Origin of the sequence: Nevskia sp., assembly GCF_051860985.1 — a bacterium.
Classification (GTDB): domain Bacteria; phylum Pseudomonadota; class Gammaproteobacteria; order Nevskiales; family Nevskiaceae; genus Nevskia.
This window is the reverse complement of sequence record NZ_JBIMKV010000010.1, coordinates 86,894-101,438: the sequence shown is the minus strand read 5'-3', so window position 1 is coordinate 101,438 and position 14,545 is coordinate 86,894. Positions and strand designations below refer to the sequence as shown.

Genomic DNA, 14,545 nt, shown 5'->3' with positions numbered 1-14,545 from the left:
CCATGGCCCTGTTCTCCTCCGATCGCAGCGACAAGGCGGCGCTGGCCGGCCTCGAACTGGCGCCGCCGCCCCGGCAGCGCTACGACGCCGAACTGAAACGCGAAGGCTTTGTCGCCGATGCCGCGCAGGCGGCGGCGGTCGACGCGCTGCAGGCGGTCTACGACCAGCTGATCGAGAATCCGCCGCGCCGCCGTTTCGGTTCCAGCCGCATGACCTGGAGCCGGGTCGACGGCCTGTATCTCTGGGGCGGTGTCGGTCGCGGCAAGACCTGGTTGATGGATGCCTTCTATGACGCGCTGCCGTTCAGCCGCAAGACCCGCACTCACTTCCACCGCTTCCTGCTGGATGTCCACGCCCGCCGCAACCGCTATCCGGATGCCGCCGACCCGCTGCAGAAGGTGGCCGACGAGATCGCCGAAACCACCCGCGTGCTGTGCTTCGACGAATTCTTCGTCGCCGACATCGCCGACGCGATGATCCTCGGCCGGCTGTTCGAGGCCCTGTTCAAGCGCAACATCACGCTGGTCGCCACCAGCAACGTGCCGCCCGACGGCCTCTACAAGGACGGTCTGCAGCGGCAGAATTTCCTGCCGGCGATCGAAACTCTGAAGCGCCACGTCACGGTGCTGAACGTCGACGGCGGCACCGACTACCGGCTGCGCCAGCTGAAGGACGCCCGCCTCTACCTGCATCCCGACGACGACGCCGCGCGCGCCGAGCTGGCCTGCCATTTCGATGCCTTGGCCCCGCATGGCGAGCATGCACCGGGCGACTACCTGCTGAACGACCGCCGGCTGCACGCCGAGCGGATCGCCGATGGCGCGATCTGGTTCGACTTCGAGGCGCTCTGCGAAGGTCCGCGCTCGGCCGCCGACTACATCGAGCTGGGCCGGCTGCACCACACCGTGGTGCTGACCGGCGTGCCGAAGCTCGACAGCAGCCGCGACGACGCCACCCGCCGTTTCATGACCCTGGTCGACGAGTTCTACGACCGCGGCGTCAAGCTGCTGATCGGCGCGGCGGCAGCGCCGTCGGACCTCTACAGCGGCAGCAAGCTGCGCTTCGAGTTCGCCCGCACCCAGTCCCGGCTGCAGGAAATGCAGTCCGAGGAATACCTGGCCAGCGCCCACCGAGGCTGAGGCCGGCGGGTGTCACCGGCCCGCCGCTCAGATGCGGGCGACGCCGTTCTCCCGCGCCGACCAGCGCACGAACAGCACCAGCGCCGCGAATTCCACGGCCGCCAGCCCGCTGAAGCCGAGCGCGATGCCATAGCGCGACGGCACCGACGCCGCTTCCGCCATCAGCCCGGCGATGTAGCCGGACAGCAGCAGGGTCAGCCAGCCGGCCGTGTAGCGGCGGCGGCGGATCAACCCGGGCAGGCCCAGCGCCAGCGGCAGCACCAGCAACAGGCCCGGCAGCAGGCCAGCCCAGATCCACAGGCCGTTGGCGAGCAGGAAATGGCAGCCCAGTGCGACCGCCCAGGCGTAGACACTCAGGGGTCGGTTCATGGCGCCGCGAGCTTCCGGGCGGTCTCTGCAAGGCGCTTGCCGAGCGCCAGGCACAGCGTGGTCTCATCGCGGCTCAACGGCCGGGGCTTGCCGCCGGTGCCGGCCACATGGCTGGCCCCGTAGGGCGTGCCGCCGGTATCGGTGGTCGACAGCGCCGGCTCGGTATACGGCAGACCGACCAGCACCATGCCGTGATGCAGCAGCGGCAGCATCATCGTCAGCAAGGTCGCCTCATTGCCGCCGTGCTGGCTGCCGGTGGAGGTGAACACCGCCGCCGGCTTGCCGGCCAGCGCGCCGCCGAGCCACAGATCCGCCGTGCCATCGAGGAAGTACTTCAGCGCCGCTGCCATGTTGCCGAAGCGCGTCGGACTGCCGAGTACCAGGCCCGCGCATTCGCGCAGATCGTTCGACGTGGCATACGGCGGACCGGCTTCCGGCACCGCCGGCGCAGTCGCGACAGTATCGGCCGACACCGGCGGCACCGTGCGCACACGGGCCTGCACGCCATCGACCGATTCGATTCCCCGGGCGATCTGCCGGGCCATCGCGGCGGTTGCGCCATGCCGCGAGTAATAGAGCACCAGAATCTCGATCATCACCACCTCATCACTGGACGGCGTGATTGTACGGGGCGCCGGCGGCAAGGCCCGCGATCATCGGTGGCAACGAGCCGTCGGCGTCGTTTGACCCTTCGATGACCGCTGGCTAGTCTGCCGCCATGCCCCCGATCCCCCTTCGCAGCCTCCGGCTGTTGCCCGCGATGCTGCTGGTCGTCGTCGCGGCCACCGCCTGCCAATCCTCGCCGTCGCGCTACCGGCCCACCCCGTCACAGACAACTGCCGATCCGGTCCCCGCCTCACCGGCGCCGGCCGTTGTCCGGAAACCAGCCGCGAAGCCGGCACCAAAACCCGCCATCGCACCAACGGGCAGCAGCATCGGCAACACGCCGCGCGCCGCGACCACTGGCGCCGCTGCCACGCCATCCACCAGCAACGCCAGCCGATCCACGACGAGCAAAGCCGCCGGCAGCGCCGCTACTCCGGTGGCCACGCCACCCCGCACCGCGACCACGGCCAGCGCCGGCGCTGCCACCGTGCCGGCAAGACCGCAGCCGGCCCCGGCGGCGCGCGCACCCGCGCCTGTTACAGCCGGCACCGCAACCGGCACGCCGACCAGCAGCAGCGCCCCGAAACCTGCAGTTGCCTCAGCGACGCCGCGCAAGTCGGCTGATCCGCTGGCCTCGGCCGCGCTGAACGAATCCGAGCGCCGGGCCCTGGCGGCGATGCCGCTGCCGAAGCTGCCGACCCTGAAATCCCGCGATGCTCTCGCTGTGCAGGCCGCGAGCGCCCAGGCCGCAAGCGGCGGCCCGCCGGTGACGGCCGCGCCGATCGGTGCCGGCAGCGCCGAGGCAGCGACCGCCCGTGATGCCCTGGTGCTGCTGAAGCGCGCCAGCGACCGCATCGGCCTCGGCGATCTGGAACTGGCGATGGTGCAGTCGGCCGAAAAGAAGATCGCCAATGGCGAGTACGCGGCGGCGGTCGAATCGCTGGCGCTGCTGAACGCCGATCTCGACCGCTCGGTGCGGTTGTACACGGCCGCCAAGAGCGAAAACCTGCGCGCGGTCGCCGGCCGGGAAGAGGGCTACAGCAATGCAGCACTGTGGCCGCTGATCTGGCGCGCGAACCTCGAAGCACTGCCGGAGCCGTGGCAATTGCAACGCGACCAGAAGCTGATCATTCCCCGCTTTCCACCGATTGCCGACGTGGTGGCCGCGCTGCGCTACGCGCAGGAGCATCCGCAGGACGTGGTGCGGCCGGAAGCACGCACCGCGCCGCGTGCCGCCAACGCTGCTGCCGCCGCGTCATCGGCCCCCGAGCCGGCATCGCAACCATCACCGGCGCCGAAAGCCGCTTCAAAGCCGCAAGCCGCCGCGCCCGCACCAGGTGCCAGCACGTCGGCCGCCGCCTCCGGCGGCTGAGCCCCGCGCTCAGCGCGACCAGCGCCGGGTCAGCCGGTCGAGTACCAGATAGGGATAGTCCGGCTTGCCGATCGAACCGTTGTAGCGCGCCAGTGCCCGCACATAGCTGCCCTTCTCCTTGTCCAGATAGAACTTCAGGATCGTGCAGCCCATACGCAGATTGGTCGGCGTGTGGAACAGGTTGTCGCCCGGCTTGCCGATCTCCTCGATCCAGAACGGCATGATCTGCATGTAACCCAGCGCGCCGACGCTGGACACCGCAAAACGCTCGAAGCGGCTTTCGACATCGATGGTCGCCAACACCAGTTCCGGCGACACCCCGGCGCGGGTCGCCTCGGCATGCAGCAGCTGCAGGAAACGCAGCCGCACCGCCGGGTCCGGCATCGCCTTCGGCGCATGACGGGCGATACGCCCGGCCATGTCGGTCAACCAGACCTCAGCCAGATACGGGTCCTCGAAGCTGGTCGCCGCCTCGATCGCCTGCTTCATCAGCACCCGCAATTCGGGTTCTGGTTCCCGGGTGGGCGCGGCCTGTGCGTCGAGCATCAACGACAAGGCCGCAGCGCATGCAAGGCGGGGCAGCGGCCAAGAGCAGCGAAACAGTAGTCGCCGCAGCACGCAGACGGAAATGGTCGGCCCCTTCCTGAGCACGCAACGGCCCGGCGCGATCAGCCGCCCAGCTTCTCCAGTACCGCTGCCGTCGTCGCCGCAATCATCTCAGCTGCTGCTGCATCACGACGCTTGTACTCGAACTGCTGGGTCGCGAGACCTTTCGCGCCGACGATGATCCGGTGCGGGATGCCGATCAGGTCGGCGTCCTTGAACATCTCGCCGGGGCGCAGGCCACGGTCGTCGAGGGCGGCGTCGACGCCGGCGGCAAGCAGCTCGGCGTACAGCGTTTCGGCGGCGGCTTTCACGCTGGCGGCGGTGTCGGCCTTGTCCAGCCCGATCGGGCAGACGATGACGCGGAACGGGGCGATCGCATCCGGCCACAGGATGCCGTTGGCGTCGTTGCGCTGTTCGATCACGGCGGCGGCCATGCGGGTCACGCCGATGCCGTAGCAGCCCATTTCCGGCGTTACCGGCTGCTGGTTCTCGTCGAGCACGGTCAGGCCCATCGCCTTCGTGTACTTCTTGCCGAGCTGGAACACGTGGCCGCCTTCGATGCCGCGATACAGCTTGATGGTGCCGACGCCATCGGGGCTCGGGTCGCCTTCGACGATCATGCGCAGGTCGGCCGTTTCCGGTTCGGCCGCGTCGCGGCCCCAGTTCGCGCCCTTCAGGTGATGGTTGTCCTCGTTGGCGCCGCAGACGAAGTTCGCGACCTCGCTGGCCGCGAAATCGGCGATCACCGGAATCGGGCAACCGACCGGACCGAGATAGCCGACCTCGCAACCGAATGCGGCCTTGATCTCGTCCGGGCTGGCCATCTGGAACGGATCAGCGATCTTCGGATGTTTGGCGGCCTTGATCTCGTTGAGCTGGTGATCGCCACGCAGGGCGATGCCGACCAGCCCGCCTTCGGCCGCCTTCACGACCAGCAGCTTGACCTTCTGGTCGAGCGCCACCTTCATGAATTTCGACACCTGCTCGCAGGTCTTCTGGCCCGGCGTGGCGACCTTTTCCAGCGCAGCGCTCGCCGTCGCGCGTGGCGTGCCGCTGGCGCGCGTTTCGGCCGCTTCGACATTGGCGGCGTAGTTGCCGCTGTCGGACACCGCCAGCAGGTCTTCGCCGGACTGAGCGAGGATGTGGAACTCCTCGGAACGCGAGCCACCGATGTTGCCGCTGTCGGCCTTGACGATGCGGAAATTGACGCCGATGCGGGTGAAGATGCGCGCGTAGGCGGCGCGCATGTTGTCGTACTCCGCTGCCAGCGAAGCTTCCGTCATGTGGAAGCTGTAGGCGTCCTTCATGACGAATTCGCGCGAGCGCATCACGCCGAAGCGCGGCCGGCGTTCGTCACGGAACTTGGTCTGGATCTGGTAGTAGTTGACCGGCAGCTGGCGGTAGCTGCGAATGTCCTGGCGAACGTGGAAAGTCACCACTTCCTCGGCGGTCGGGCCGTAGCAGAACTCGTTCTTGTGACGATCCTTGATTCGCAGCATCTCGTCGCCCATCTGCGCCCAGCGGCCGGACTCCTGCCACAGCTCGGCCGGCTGCACGGTCGGCGTGATGATCTCCATCGCACCGGCAGCGTTCATTTCCTCGCGCACGATCGCTTCGATCTTGCGCAGCACGCGCACGCCGATCGGCATCCACGAATACAGGCCCGAGCCGAGCTGGCGGATGAAGCCGCCACGCAGCATCAGCTGGTGGCTGACCACGGCGGCATCGGCCGGGGTTTCCTTGGACGTGGACAGCGGGAAGCGGGACAGGCGCATGGCAGGCTTGAGAGGAAGAGTGATACGGATTGTAACGTTCGGACCATCGGATCATCCGGCCGATCCGGGCCCTGTAGCAGCGGCTGAACGGGGGCGCAGTGCTAGCGGCCTGCCAGCAGCCGGTGCGCCTGCTTGAGATCCAGCCAGCTCTTGGCTTTGTCGGCCGGCGTGCGCAGCAGATAGGCCGGGTGGTAGCTGACCAGCACCGGCGTGCCGGCCGCACCGTAGACCTGCGGCACGCCGCGCAGCTTCGACAGTGGCGCGTTGCTGCTCAGCAGTCGCTGGGCGGCCACGCGCCCGAGCGCCACGATCAGCTTCGGCTGCAGCAGTTCGATCTGCCGATCCAGGTACGGCCGGCAGGCGGCCACCTCGTCAGCTTCCGGATCGCGATTGCCAGGCGGCCGGCATTTGACGACGTTGGCGATATAGACATTGCTGCTGCGCGCCCGGCCGACGCTTTGCAGCATGGCGTCCAGCAGCTTGCCGGCGGCACCGACGAACGGCTCGCCGCGCAGATCTTCCTCGGCCCCCGGCCCCTCGCCGACCACCATCAGCGGAGCGTCGAGCGGCCCGACGCCGAACACGGTGTTCGTGCGCGTCTTGCACAGCTTGCAGCGGGTGCAGCCGCGCACGGCATCGGCAAGCCCCTGCCAGTCGGCCGGTGCGACATAGGCCGGCGCAGGCGCTTCCAGATCGGGCAACAGGCCGGCTGGCGGCGTCGGCTCTGGACGGCGGCTCGCCGACGGCGCGCGACGCGGCGCCGGTATCTCGGCTGGCGCAGCAGCCGGGGCGACCGGCAACACGTCGGCATCGGTCACCGCCACCGGCGACGCCGAGCGCGGCGACCAGACGTCGATATCGAGTGCGCGGAGCAGGCGGGCACGGCGGTGAGCTTCCATGCCGGTACTTTACCGGTGCGCGGCAGCCAGATGAGGCTCGGCGGCGGCGAACGCGTGGTCGGGCGCCGCACGGACCCGCCGTCGAAACGGCTGCAGCGCGATCAGTTGCCCGAGGTCCCGTTGCCGCCGGTGGGGCCCGGCGACCGCGTCGCACCCCAGACCAGCGCCTGGATCACCGCCGTGATCATGACGTGCGTCTCGAACCGCGTGTCCCACAGGTAGGAGATCGACAGCGCCGTCAGCAGAATCGCCCAGGTTCGCAGCAGCGCCACCCAGACGGCCCTCGCGGCGATCGGGTTGCGATGTGCGGCAGACGTGGTCTCCGAGCGCTGCAGATGGGTCAGCAGCATCGGCAGGGTCACCCCGCTGCAGACGAGCATGAGCCGCGGCGCATCGAGTTCGACGACGAGATGTGGCTTGTGCACGAGCAGCGTCAGGTAGCCCGGAATGATGACCGCCACAGAGGAAAGCAGACCCACAGCGATCACCTGCGGCGAGAGGTTCCGTATCAACCCTGTTGCTTGCACTGAGCGCCTGCCTCCCACGTGATCGTCTCCCAGAACGCCATCGAGCTGTCTTGGCTATTCCACTGCAGGCAGCCTGCCCGGCCACCGCAGGCGGCGCAATGGTCGATCACAACTGGCCGCCACAGCGCTGGGGCCACCGAACCCATGCAGCCCGCTGACATCACGGATGGGAACACGGCTCGGAGGCAACCCGGACGCCCCCAAACAAAAAGCCCGCGATTGCGGGCTTCTCGTTGAGGCGGGGTGCGACCTGCGCGGGATGAAGATGGTGGGTCGTGATGGGATCGAACCATCGACCAACGGATTAAAAGTCCGATGCTCTACCGCTGAGCTAACGACCCTTCGTCCAACGCGGCGCGGATTATAGCGGCAAGCGCCGCTGAAACGGTGGGCGATTCAGACTGCGGCGTAGCGAGTGGGATCGGCGATGCCGGCAGCCGCGAAGCCTTCGCGGCGCAGGCGACAGGAATCGCAGCGGCCGCAGGCTTGACCATCGGCATCGGCCTGGTAGCAGGAGACGGTTTCGGCGAAATCGACGCCGAGTGCCGCGCCGCGATGAATGATTTCGGCCTTGCTGAGCGCGATCAGCGGCGTTTCGATCCGGAGGCGTCCGCCTTCGACGCCGACCCGGGTGGCGAGCTGCGCGACGTTCTCGAAGGCGGCGATGAAGGCAGGCCGGCAGTCGGGGTAGCCGCTGTAGTCGACGGCGTTGACGCCGATGTAGATCGCTTCCGCACCCTCCACTTCGGCGAGCCCGAGCGCCAGCGACAGGAACAGCGTGTTGCGGGCCGGCACGTAGGTCACCGGGATGCTGTTGCCGCCGATGGCCGCGTCTGGAGCCTGGCCTTCCGGCACGGCGATGCGGTGGTCGGTCAGCGCCGAGCCGCCGATCAGGTCGAGATTGACCTGGATCAGTCGGTGCGAGGCCGCGCCCAGCCGGCGCGCGACTTTCACCGAGGCGTCCAGCTCGGCGCTGTGCCGCTGGCCGTAGGCGACGCTGAGCGCGTGGCAGACGTAGCCATCGGCACGCGCCATCGCCAGCGCCGTCGCGGAATCGAGACCGCCGCTGAGCAGCACGACGGCGGAACGGGGATGGGACATGGTCACTCCGAACGGGTTGGGCGGGCCGGCCGGCGAGGCTGCCGGCGCGCGTGGCGGCGGCGCGGCGCCTAGCGCCCGGCCTCGCCGCCCCACAGCAGCTTGTGCAGCTGCATCTGGAAGCGCACGTGCAGACGGTCGGCGACGATCCAGTCGGCCAGTTCGCGGGCCGGCAGCTGGGTTGCGCTCGGCGAAAACAGCACCGTGTGACGGCGCGTCAGCTGGTGTTCGGCGACCACGGCGACCGCCCAGTCGTAGTCGGCGCGATTGCCGATCACGAACTTGATCTGGTCATGCGGCTGCAGCAGCGGCAGGTTGGCCCAGCGGTTGCGCCCGACTTCGTTCGAGGCCGGCGTCTTGATGTCGAGAATCTTGACCACGCGCGGATCGACCGCCGACACATCGAGTGCACCGCTGGTTTCCAGCGACACCGTGTAGCCGGCGTCGCACAGCGCCGCCAGCAGCGGGATGCAGGCCTTTTGCGCCAGCGGCTCGCCGCCCGTCACGCAGACGTGGCGGACGCCGTGGCCGGCGACCGTCGCCAGCACCTCGGCCTGCTCATGCCATTGACCGCCGTGAAAGGCGTATTCGGTATCGCAGTAGCTGCAGCGCAGCGGGCAGCCGGTCAGCCGCACGAACACGGTCGGGCAGCCGACGAACGTCGACTCGCCCTGCAGCGACAGGAAAATCTCGGTGAGCCTGAGTCGCGTCGACATCGCCACCGGGGTCCGAGGCGTGGCGCGCTCGGCTGCCGTGGCGAGCGGACTCATGCGGGTCAGCGAAGCTGGGTGACTCGCGTACGCGCCTGGATGGCCGCGCTGGAGTTCGGGAATTCCTTGATGACGCGGTTGTAGGCCGCCTTGGCCGCGTCGTTCTTCTTCTGTTCCTGCTGGATGATCCCGGTCTTCAGCAGCGCATCCGGGACTTTCGGGCTGCTGCCGAACTTCTCGAGCAACGAGCGGTAGCTCGCCAGCGCGTTCGGGAAATCCTTCTTGATGTAGTACGACTCGCCGGTCCAGTACCAGGCGTTGTCGGAGTAGTTGCCCTGCGGATACTTGGCGAGCATGCCCTTGAAGCCGGTGATAGCCTCGTCGTACTTGCCGCCCTTGAGCAGGTCGAAACTCTTCAGGTACAGCGCTTCCTCGTCGGCCGCCGAACTGAGCGGCGCAGCCGCCGGTGCCGCAGCCGGCGCGCTGCCAGTGGCTCCGTCGCCGACATGCGCTGCGGGTGCGGCGGCTGCCGATGACGGCGCCAGGGCCTCGGCTTCGAGACCCTTGATGCGGGCATCGAACGAGGTGATGGCTTCCTGCTGGCGACGCTCGGACTGGTCGAAGTCGTAGCGAAGCTGCTCGATCAGGCCACGCAGCCGCCCCAGTTCCTCGGCATTGCGCTGATCGCGCCCGGCCTCGTTGGACGACAGCTTGCGCGACAGCTCGGCGAGCTTCGACTCAACGGCCTGCAGGCGTCGCTCTTCCGGGCTGAGCGCCTGCTGGCCATTGATCGGACCGCCGTAGTTCTGCGCTGCACAGGCCGAAAGCCACAGCGGCACGCAGAACGTCGCGGCCGTGCGGAGGATCGTGGACGTGCGATGCGACATCACCATGGCGGCCCTCACCGTCTTACTGGCCGACGATTTCGACGCGACGGTTCTGCGACCACGAGGCTTCATCGTGGCCCAGCGCAACCGGCTTCTCTTCGCCGTTGGAGGTCAGTTCGAGCTGCGAGGCAGCGACGCCGGCCGACTGCAGAGCCGAGCTGACGGCAGCCGAACGGCGCTCGCCGAGGGCCAGGTTGTACTCGCGGGTGCCGCGCTCGTCGGTGTTGCCCTGCAGCTGGGCCTTGGCGGTCGGGTTGGCGGTCAGGTACTTCGCCCAGGCGGCCACGACATCCTTCGATTCCGGCTTCAGGTCGCTGGAGTCGAAGTCGAAGTAGACGATCGACTGGGTCGCGGCCGGGGTCGAGACCGAGGTCTTGCCCGACGGCGCGGCAGCGGCGCTGCCCTGCGACGTGGTGGTCGGCTTGACCGCTTCCGCCGGTGCATTGGCGTTCTTGTCGCCGGTGCTGGAGCAACCGGTGGCAACGGCAGCGATGGCGAGGGTGGCGCAGGCAAACCACTTGTTGTTCAGCATTTTTCTAAACTCCGTGACGACGTTTGGATTGGTGACGATGATGAACCCTTTCGGGTGACAGGCTAGAGACACTCAGGGCGAGGCATACGGCGCCCAGGCCGGTTCCCGGACATCGCCGGTGTGCCGCAATCGTTGACGGACCGCGCCGTCCGTGGAAACCGTGGCCAGTTCGGCACCCGCCGCGCCCTGTCGCGTGTAGATCACGACCGCGCTGTTCGGAGCAAAACTCGGACCTTCGTCAAGCGGACCGCTGCTCACCAGGCGCATGGCACCCGTTGCAACATCCACAAGCCCGATACGATAACCGGAAGCATCGTAATTCACCAGTGCAAGAGTCTTGCCATCTGGCGAATAACGCGGCTGCTCGTTGCGCCGGCCCTGGAACGTCAACCGCTTGGCCTCGCCGCCGTCGATGCTCATCGTATAGATCTGCGCTGAACCGCTGCGATCGGACAGGAAGGCGACGGTCCGCCCATCCGGCGACACGGCCGGCGAGGTGTCGATCGCGAAGCTGTCGGTCAGCCGGCGGCGCGAGCGCGTCGCCAGGTCGATGACGTAGAGATCGGAGTTCTTCTGGAACGACAGCGTCACCACCAGGCGGGTGCCGTCCGGCGTCCAGGCCGGCGCGCTGTTGATGCCCTTTTCGCCGAGGAAGGTCAGGTAGTCGCCGGTCGCCGGCGTCTGGATGATGATCTTCGAGCGGCCGCCTTCGAAGGTCACATAGGCGATGCGCTTGCCGTCGGGCGACCAGCTGGGCGACAGCAGCGGCTCGTAGCTGCGGGCGATCTCGCGCGGGTTCTCGCCGTCGGCATCGGCCCAGATCAGCTTGAACTGCCGCCGGCCGGACACCTGTGTCGACGTGATGTAGGCGATCCGCGTGTCGAAGATGCCGCGGGTGCCGGTGAGCTTTTCGTAGATCTGGTCGGCCACCTTGTGCGCCATCGAACGCCATTCGGTTGCCCGGGTGGCGGTGGCTTCGACAGTCAGGACCTTCTGGGTCCGGAACACGTCGTACAGCTCGGCCACCGTCTTGGCGCCGCCGCCGGGCAGCGCCTGCACGTTGCCGATCACCAGCGCTTCCTGGCCGAGCGCGCGCCAAGTGCGGTAGTCGACCTGCGCCTCGGTGGTCGGCAGCGGATCGAAGCCCTTCATGTCGCTGCGGGCCAGCGACAGGAACTGGCCGCTGCGGGCCAGGTCGGCGGCGACGATGGCAGCGACATCCACCGGCTCGGACGGCCCCTGGCGGAACGGCACGACGGCGATCGGCTGCGCACGGATGGTGCCGCCGGACACCGAGATTTCGAGTTCGGCCCGCGCACCACCGGTCACCAGCAGCAAGGCCAGGAAAAAGGATCGGAACTTAGTCAAGTGGCACCTCGACTTCTTGATAGGTGGCGTCGGCAACGGCGCGGCCAGCGATGCTCGAGTGATCGACGCTCGGCGGCCAGACGCCAGGCCCGCTGACGGGCGCCGACGGCGATGGATGCAGCACGGTCATGGCGAGAACGACACCACGATCGACGACACGAAGGCAGTGGGATCACGCGGCAGCGGCAGCGGCGACGCCTTGAACACCGCACGCAGCGAGGATTCGTCGTACTGCGGATTGCCGCTCGGGGTTCGTACGCTGGCGTTGATCACTTCGCCGGTCGCCGATAACTGGATGGCGATCCGGCAGACCAGCCCCGGGTCGACATTCGGCGGCAGCCGGCGCACCGCGCGGATCGCCGCGACGATCTGCGTGACCCAGAGATTCTGGTCGGCCGCGACCCGCTGCTCGCTTTCGGCACCCAAAGCCGCCGACAGTTCCGCTTCGCGCGCGCGCCGTTCCTCGGCCTCGCGGCGTGCCTGCTCGGCTTTCTTCTTTTTCTCCGCCTTCTCCGCGGCGAGACGCTTTTCCTCGTCGGCAATCGCCTGCTTGGACAGCTCTTCCTCGCGCTGGCGATCCTCCGCTTCCTTCTTCTTGCGGGCGTCCTCGGCCAGCCGCTTCTGTTCGGCGATCTCGTCGGCCTGCTTCTTCAGCAGCGCTTCCTGGGCCGCCTTCTGCTCGGCGGCCTTCTGCTGCTTCTTGGCGTCTTCGGCCTTGGCCTCGCGCTCCGCCTGCAGCTTGCGCTGCGCTTCCATCGGGTCCGGTTTCGGCGGCTCCGGAGCCGGCGGCGGCGGGACGGCTTCCGGCGTCGGGGGCTGCGGTTCCGGCGTCGGCTCGGCCTTCGGCGCCGACGGCGGCTTAGGCAGTTCGTTCGCCGAGATCAGCTGACCTTGGATGATGTTGACCGGCTCGGGCACGCGACCGCACTGGACGCCGCTGAACAGCAGCCCGAACACCGCCAGATGCAGCGCGATCGCCGCAACGATATGGCGCGTCTGCAGGATCATCCGCGCTCGCGCTTGGCGGCGGAACTGGCACGCGGCACCGACGGCGCATCGGTGACGAAACCGATCTTGGCGGCGCCGGCGGCCTGCAGCAGCGACATGCCGTTGGCGACCCGGTCGTACTTGACGTTCTTGTCGGCGCGGATCAGCACCATCGTCTCGGGCTTGTTGCGCAGGATCGCACCCACCCGGTCGATGACGATCTGGTCGGCCAGGGCCTTCTTCGGATCGCCGCCGGCGTCGAGAAAGTAGTCGCCGCGGGCGTCGACGAACAGGGTCAGCGGCTCGTCATCGGCGCTCAGCGTCTGCGAGCTGGCCTGCGGCAGTTCGACATCGATGCCCTGGGTCAGCAGGGGCGCGGTGACCATGAAGATCACCAGCAGCACCAGCATCACGTCGATGTACGGCACGACGTTCATTTCGGCGGTCAGCCGCCGCTTGCCCTTCTTGGGCGCCACGCCTGCCATCAGCCGGCCCTCGAACCACCGCGCAGGCCGCGATCGACAATGCCGGTGAGCTCTTCGGCAAAGGTCGAGAAGCGGTTCTCGAGGCGTTCGACGCGGGCGACGAAGAAGTTGTAGGCGATGACCGCCGGAATCGCCGCAAACAAGCCGATGGCGGTGGCGATCAGCGCTTCGGCGATGCCGGGCGCCACGCTGGCGAGCGTGGCCTGCTTGACGTTGCCGATTGCCACGAAGGCGTTGACGATGCCCCAGACGGTGCCGAACAGGCCGACGTAGGGGCTGGTCGAGCCGATCGTCGCCAGCAGGCTCAGGCCGCCTTCGAGCTTTTCGGTCTCGCGCGCCATCGCCACGCGCATCTGCCGCTGCACGGCGGCCAGCGCATCGTCCGGCGGGATCTTGGCACCCTGCTGGCGCGAGTATTCCTCGTAACCGGCCCGGAAGATTTGCGGCAAGCCTTCTTCCGGCTCGCGCGAACGGCGCAGCGCCTCGTACAGCTCGGCCAGCGAGCCGCCCGACCAGAAGCGCGTCTCGAACGCGACCGCCTGGTTCTGGATGCGCGACAGCAGGCCGCGCTTGGCGAGGATCACCGCCCACGACGCCAGCGAGGCGGCGAGCAGCGAGCCCATCACCAGCTGCACCGGGACGCTCGCCTGCAGGACCAGCTGGGTCAACGAGATCGTGCCACTCATTCGGTTAGTTCCCTTGTCTTGTTGGGGCAGGTTTCAACGGTGATCGTCCGCCACGAACCGGGCGCGATCGCGAAACAGCGGCGGCAGCACCGTCGGCCTGAAGCTTGCGGCATCGACGCTGGCCACGCGCACCTCGGCACTGGCCAGAAGCCGATCCGGCTGCTCGCGAAGGCGCAGCGTCTGGCTCAGCACCAGGCTTGCCCGCTTCAGCTCCGTGACCGCCACCGTCGCTTCAAGTTCATCATCCAGGCGCGCCGGCGAGCGGAAAGCCACGTTTATCTGGCTGACCGTGAACACCACCTGAACCTCGCCGCGCAGCCGTTCCTGTGAACAGCCGAGCGCGCGCAGCCACTCGGTGCGGGCGCGCTCGAAGAACTTCAGATAGTTGGCGTGATAGACCACGCCGCTCAGGTCAGTGTCCTCGTAATAGACCCGCAAAGGCCACGAGAACACCGGATTCAGGGTCGACATTTGTCTGACAGTTTAGCCGATGCGGCAG

Annotated in this window: 18 protein-coding genes and 1 tRNA gene; 2 read left to right on the top strand and 17 right to left on the bottom strand. The window is 68.0% G+C overall.

The window, feature by feature from the left end; genetic code table 11:
- Positions 1–2: 2 nt before the first annotated feature.
- Positions 3–1,139, top strand: a complete 1,137-nt coding sequence (zapE, locus tag ACTIGJ_RS11660; RefSeq protein ID WP_439640489.1) for a cell division protein ZapE — start codon at positions 3–5, stop codon at positions 1,137–1,139.
- 27 nt (positions 1,140–1,166) lie between these two features.
- Here the strand turns inward: zapE and ACTIGJ_RS11655 are convergent, their stop codons facing one another.
- The 3 genes from ACTIGJ_RS11655 to ACTIGJ_RS11645 all read right to left on the bottom strand — a co-directional run bounded on the left by ACTIGJ_RS11655 (position 1,167) and on the right by ACTIGJ_RS11645 (position 2,729).
- Complete coding sequence (locus ACTIGJ_RS11655; RefSeq protein ID WP_439640488.1) at positions 1,167–1,508, bottom strand: DUF2069 domain-containing protein; 342 nt, start codon at positions 1,506–1,508, stop codon at positions 1,167–1,169.
- A complete protein-coding gene (gene wrbA, locus ACTIGJ_RS11650; protein ID WP_439640487.1) occupies positions 1,505–2,104 on the bottom strand; it encodes an NAD(P)H:quinone oxidoreductase in 600 nt (199 codons plus the stop codon). Before wrbA ends, ACTIGJ_RS11655 begins: the two co-directional genes overlap by 4 nt.
- A 214-nt stretch (positions 2,105–2,318) precedes the next feature.
- Positions 2,319–2,729, bottom strand: a complete 411-nt coding sequence (locus ACTIGJ_RS11645) for a hypothetical protein (RefSeq protein WP_439640486.1) — start codon at positions 2,727–2,729, stop codon at positions 2,319–2,321.
- Between the two features lie 61 nt (positions 2,730–2,790).
- On the opposite strand from ACTIGJ_RS11645, the gene ACTIGJ_RS11640 reads away from it, so the two are divergent.
- The gene (locus ACTIGJ_RS11640) at positions 2,791–3,486 is read left to right on the top strand and encodes a hypothetical protein (RefSeq protein WP_439640485.1); all 696 of its coding nucleotides are present in this window, start codon (positions 2,791–2,793) and stop codon (positions 3,484–3,486) included.
- A gap of 9 nt (positions 3,487–3,495) precedes the next feature.
- Here ACTIGJ_RS11640 and ACTIGJ_RS11635 read toward each other — a convergent pair whose 3' ends face one another.
- From ACTIGJ_RS11635 to ybgC, 14 genes are all read right to left on the bottom strand, one after another.
- Entirely contained in the window at positions 3,496–4,032 is a 537-nt protein-coding gene (locus tag ACTIGJ_RS11635; RefSeq protein ID WP_439640484.1) for a lytic transglycosylase domain-containing protein, read from the bottom strand.
- Between the two features lie 122 nt (positions 4,033–4,154).
- Complete coding sequence (locus ACTIGJ_RS11630) at positions 4,155–5,867, bottom strand: proline--tRNA ligase (RefSeq protein ID WP_439640483.1); 1,713 nt, start codon at positions 5,865–5,867, stop codon at positions 4,155–4,157.
- A gap of 101 nt (positions 5,868–5,968) precedes the next feature.
- Positions 5,969–6,766: a uracil-DNA glycosylase gene (locus tag ACTIGJ_RS11625; protein ID WP_439640482.1), complete on the bottom strand. Its 798-nt coding sequence runs from the start codon at positions 6,764–6,766 to the stop codon at positions 5,969–5,971.
- 101 nt (positions 6,767–6,867) lie between these two features.
- The gene (locus tag ACTIGJ_RS11620) at positions 6,868–7,245 is read right to left on the bottom strand and encodes a hypothetical protein (RefSeq protein WP_439640481.1); all 378 of its coding nucleotides are present in this window, start codon (positions 7,243–7,245) and stop codon (positions 6,868–6,870) included.
- Positions 7,246–7,559: 314 nt separating this feature from the next.
- Positions 7,560–7,634: transfer RNA gene (locus ACTIGJ_RS11615), tRNA-Lys, on the bottom strand.
- Between the two features lie 55 nt (positions 7,635–7,689).
- Positions 7,690–8,394: a 7-cyano-7-deazaguanine synthase QueC gene (queC, locus tag ACTIGJ_RS11610; RefSeq protein WP_439640480.1), complete on the bottom strand. Its 705-nt coding sequence runs from the start codon at positions 8,392–8,394 to the stop codon at positions 7,690–7,692.
- Between the two features lie 68 nt (positions 8,395–8,462).
- The gene (queE, locus tag ACTIGJ_RS11605; RefSeq protein ID WP_439640546.1) at positions 8,463–9,107 is read right to left on the bottom strand and encodes a 7-carboxy-7-deazaguanine synthase QueE; all 645 of its coding nucleotides are present in this window, start codon (positions 9,105–9,107) and stop codon (positions 8,463–8,465) included.
- Positions 9,108–9,166: 59 nt separating this feature from the next.
- Complete coding sequence (gene ybgF / locus ACTIGJ_RS11600; protein WP_439640479.1) at positions 9,167–9,994, bottom strand: tol-pal system protein YbgF; 828 nt, start codon at positions 9,992–9,994, stop codon at positions 9,167–9,169.
- A 16-nt stretch (positions 9,995–10,010) separates the two neighbouring features.
- Entirely contained in the window at positions 10,011–10,520 is a 510-nt protein-coding gene (pal, locus tag ACTIGJ_RS11595; protein ID WP_439640478.1) for a peptidoglycan-associated lipoprotein Pal, read from the bottom strand.
- A 72-nt stretch (positions 10,521–10,592) separates the two neighbouring features.
- A complete protein-coding gene (gene tolB, locus ACTIGJ_RS11590; RefSeq protein WP_439640477.1) occupies positions 10,593–11,888 on the bottom strand; it encodes a Tol-Pal system beta propeller repeat protein TolB in 1,296 nt (431 codons plus the stop codon).
- A gap of 126 nt (positions 11,889–12,014) precedes the next feature.
- Positions 12,015–12,896: a cell envelope integrity protein TolA gene (gene tolA, locus ACTIGJ_RS11585; RefSeq protein WP_439640476.1), complete on the bottom strand. Its 882-nt coding sequence runs from the start codon at positions 12,894–12,896 to the stop codon at positions 12,015–12,017.
- Positions 12,893–13,360 carry a protein TolR gene (tolR, locus tag ACTIGJ_RS11580; RefSeq protein ID WP_439640475.1) on the bottom strand — a complete coding sequence of 156 codons (468 nt, stop codon included), beginning with the start codon at positions 13,358–13,360 and terminating at the stop codon, positions 12,893–12,895. The genes tolA and tolR overlap by 4 nt, the downstream gene beginning before the upstream one ends.
- Positions 13,360–14,046 carry a protein TolQ gene (gene tolQ, locus ACTIGJ_RS11575; protein ID WP_439640474.1) on the bottom strand — a complete coding sequence of 229 codons (687 nt, stop codon included), beginning with the start codon at positions 14,044–14,046 and terminating at the stop codon, positions 13,360–13,362. The genes tolR and tolQ overlap by 1 nt, the downstream gene beginning before the upstream one ends.
- A 33-nt stretch (positions 14,047–14,079) precedes the next feature.
- A complete protein-coding gene (gene ybgC / locus ACTIGJ_RS11570; RefSeq protein WP_439640473.1) occupies positions 14,080–14,517 on the bottom strand; it encodes a tol-pal system-associated acyl-CoA thioesterase in 438 nt (145 codons plus the stop codon).
- Positions 14,518–14,545 lie beyond the last annotated feature (28 nt).

What these genes read in the sequence shown, in the direction of transcription:
- zapE (WP_439640489.1), top strand. Translation starts at nt 3, where the DNA reads ATGGCCCTGTTCTCCTCCGATCGCAGCGACAAGGCGGCGCTGGCCGGC.
- ACTIGJ_RS11655 (WP_439640488.1), bottom strand. Translation starts at nt 1,508, where the DNA reads ATGAACCGACCCCTGAGTGTCTACGCCTGGGCGGTCGCACTGGGCTGC.
- wrbA (WP_439640487.1), bottom strand. Translation starts at nt 2,104, where the DNA reads ATGATCGAGATTCTGGTGCTCTATTACTCGCGGCATGGCGCAACCGCC.
- ACTIGJ_RS11640 (WP_439640485.1), top strand. Translation starts at nt 2,791, where the DNA reads ATGCCGCTGCCGAAGCTGCCGACCCTGAAATCCCGCGATGCTCTCGCT.
- ACTIGJ_RS11635 (WP_439640484.1), bottom strand. Translation starts at nt 4,032, where the DNA reads ATGCTCGACGCACAGGCCGCGCCCACCCGGGAACCAGAACCCGAATTG.
- ACTIGJ_RS11630 (WP_439640483.1), bottom strand. Translation starts at nt 5,867, where the DNA reads ATGCGCCTGTCCCGCTTCCCGCTGTCCACGTCCAAGGAAACCCCGGCC.
- ACTIGJ_RS11625 (WP_439640482.1), bottom strand. Translation starts at nt 6,766, where the DNA reads ATGGAAGCTCACCGCCGTGCCCGCCTGCTCCGCGCACTCGATATCGAC.
- queC (WP_439640480.1), bottom strand. Translation starts at nt 8,394, where the DNA reads ATGTCCCATCCCCGTTCCGCCGTCGTGCTGCTCAGCGGCGGTCTCGAT.
- queE (WP_439640546.1), bottom strand. Translation starts at nt 9,107, where the DNA reads ATGTCGACGCGACTCAGGCTCACCGAGATTTTCCTGTCGCTGCAGGGC.
- ybgF (WP_439640479.1), bottom strand. Translation starts at nt 9,994, where the DNA reads ATGGTGATGTCGCATCGCACGTCCACGATCCTCCGCACGGCCGCGACG.
- pal (WP_439640478.1), bottom strand. Translation starts at nt 10,520, where the DNA reads ATGCTGAACAACAAGTGGTTTGCCTGCGCCACCCTCGCCATCGCTGCC.
- tolA (WP_439640476.1), bottom strand. Translation starts at nt 12,896, where the DNA reads ATGATCCTGCAGACGCGCCATATCGTTGCGGCGATCGCGCTGCATCTG.
- tolR (WP_439640475.1), bottom strand. Translation starts at nt 13,360, where the DNA reads ATGGCAGGCGTGGCGCCCAAGAAGGGCAAGCGGCGGCTGACCGCCGAA.
- tolQ (WP_439640474.1), bottom strand. Translation starts at nt 14,046, where the DNA reads ATGAGTGGCACGATCTCGTTGACCCAGCTGGTCCTGCAGGCGAGCGTC.
- ybgC (WP_439640473.1), bottom strand. Translation starts at nt 14,517, where the DNA reads ATGTCGACCCTGAATCCGGTGTTCTCGTGGCCTTTGCGGGTCTATTAC.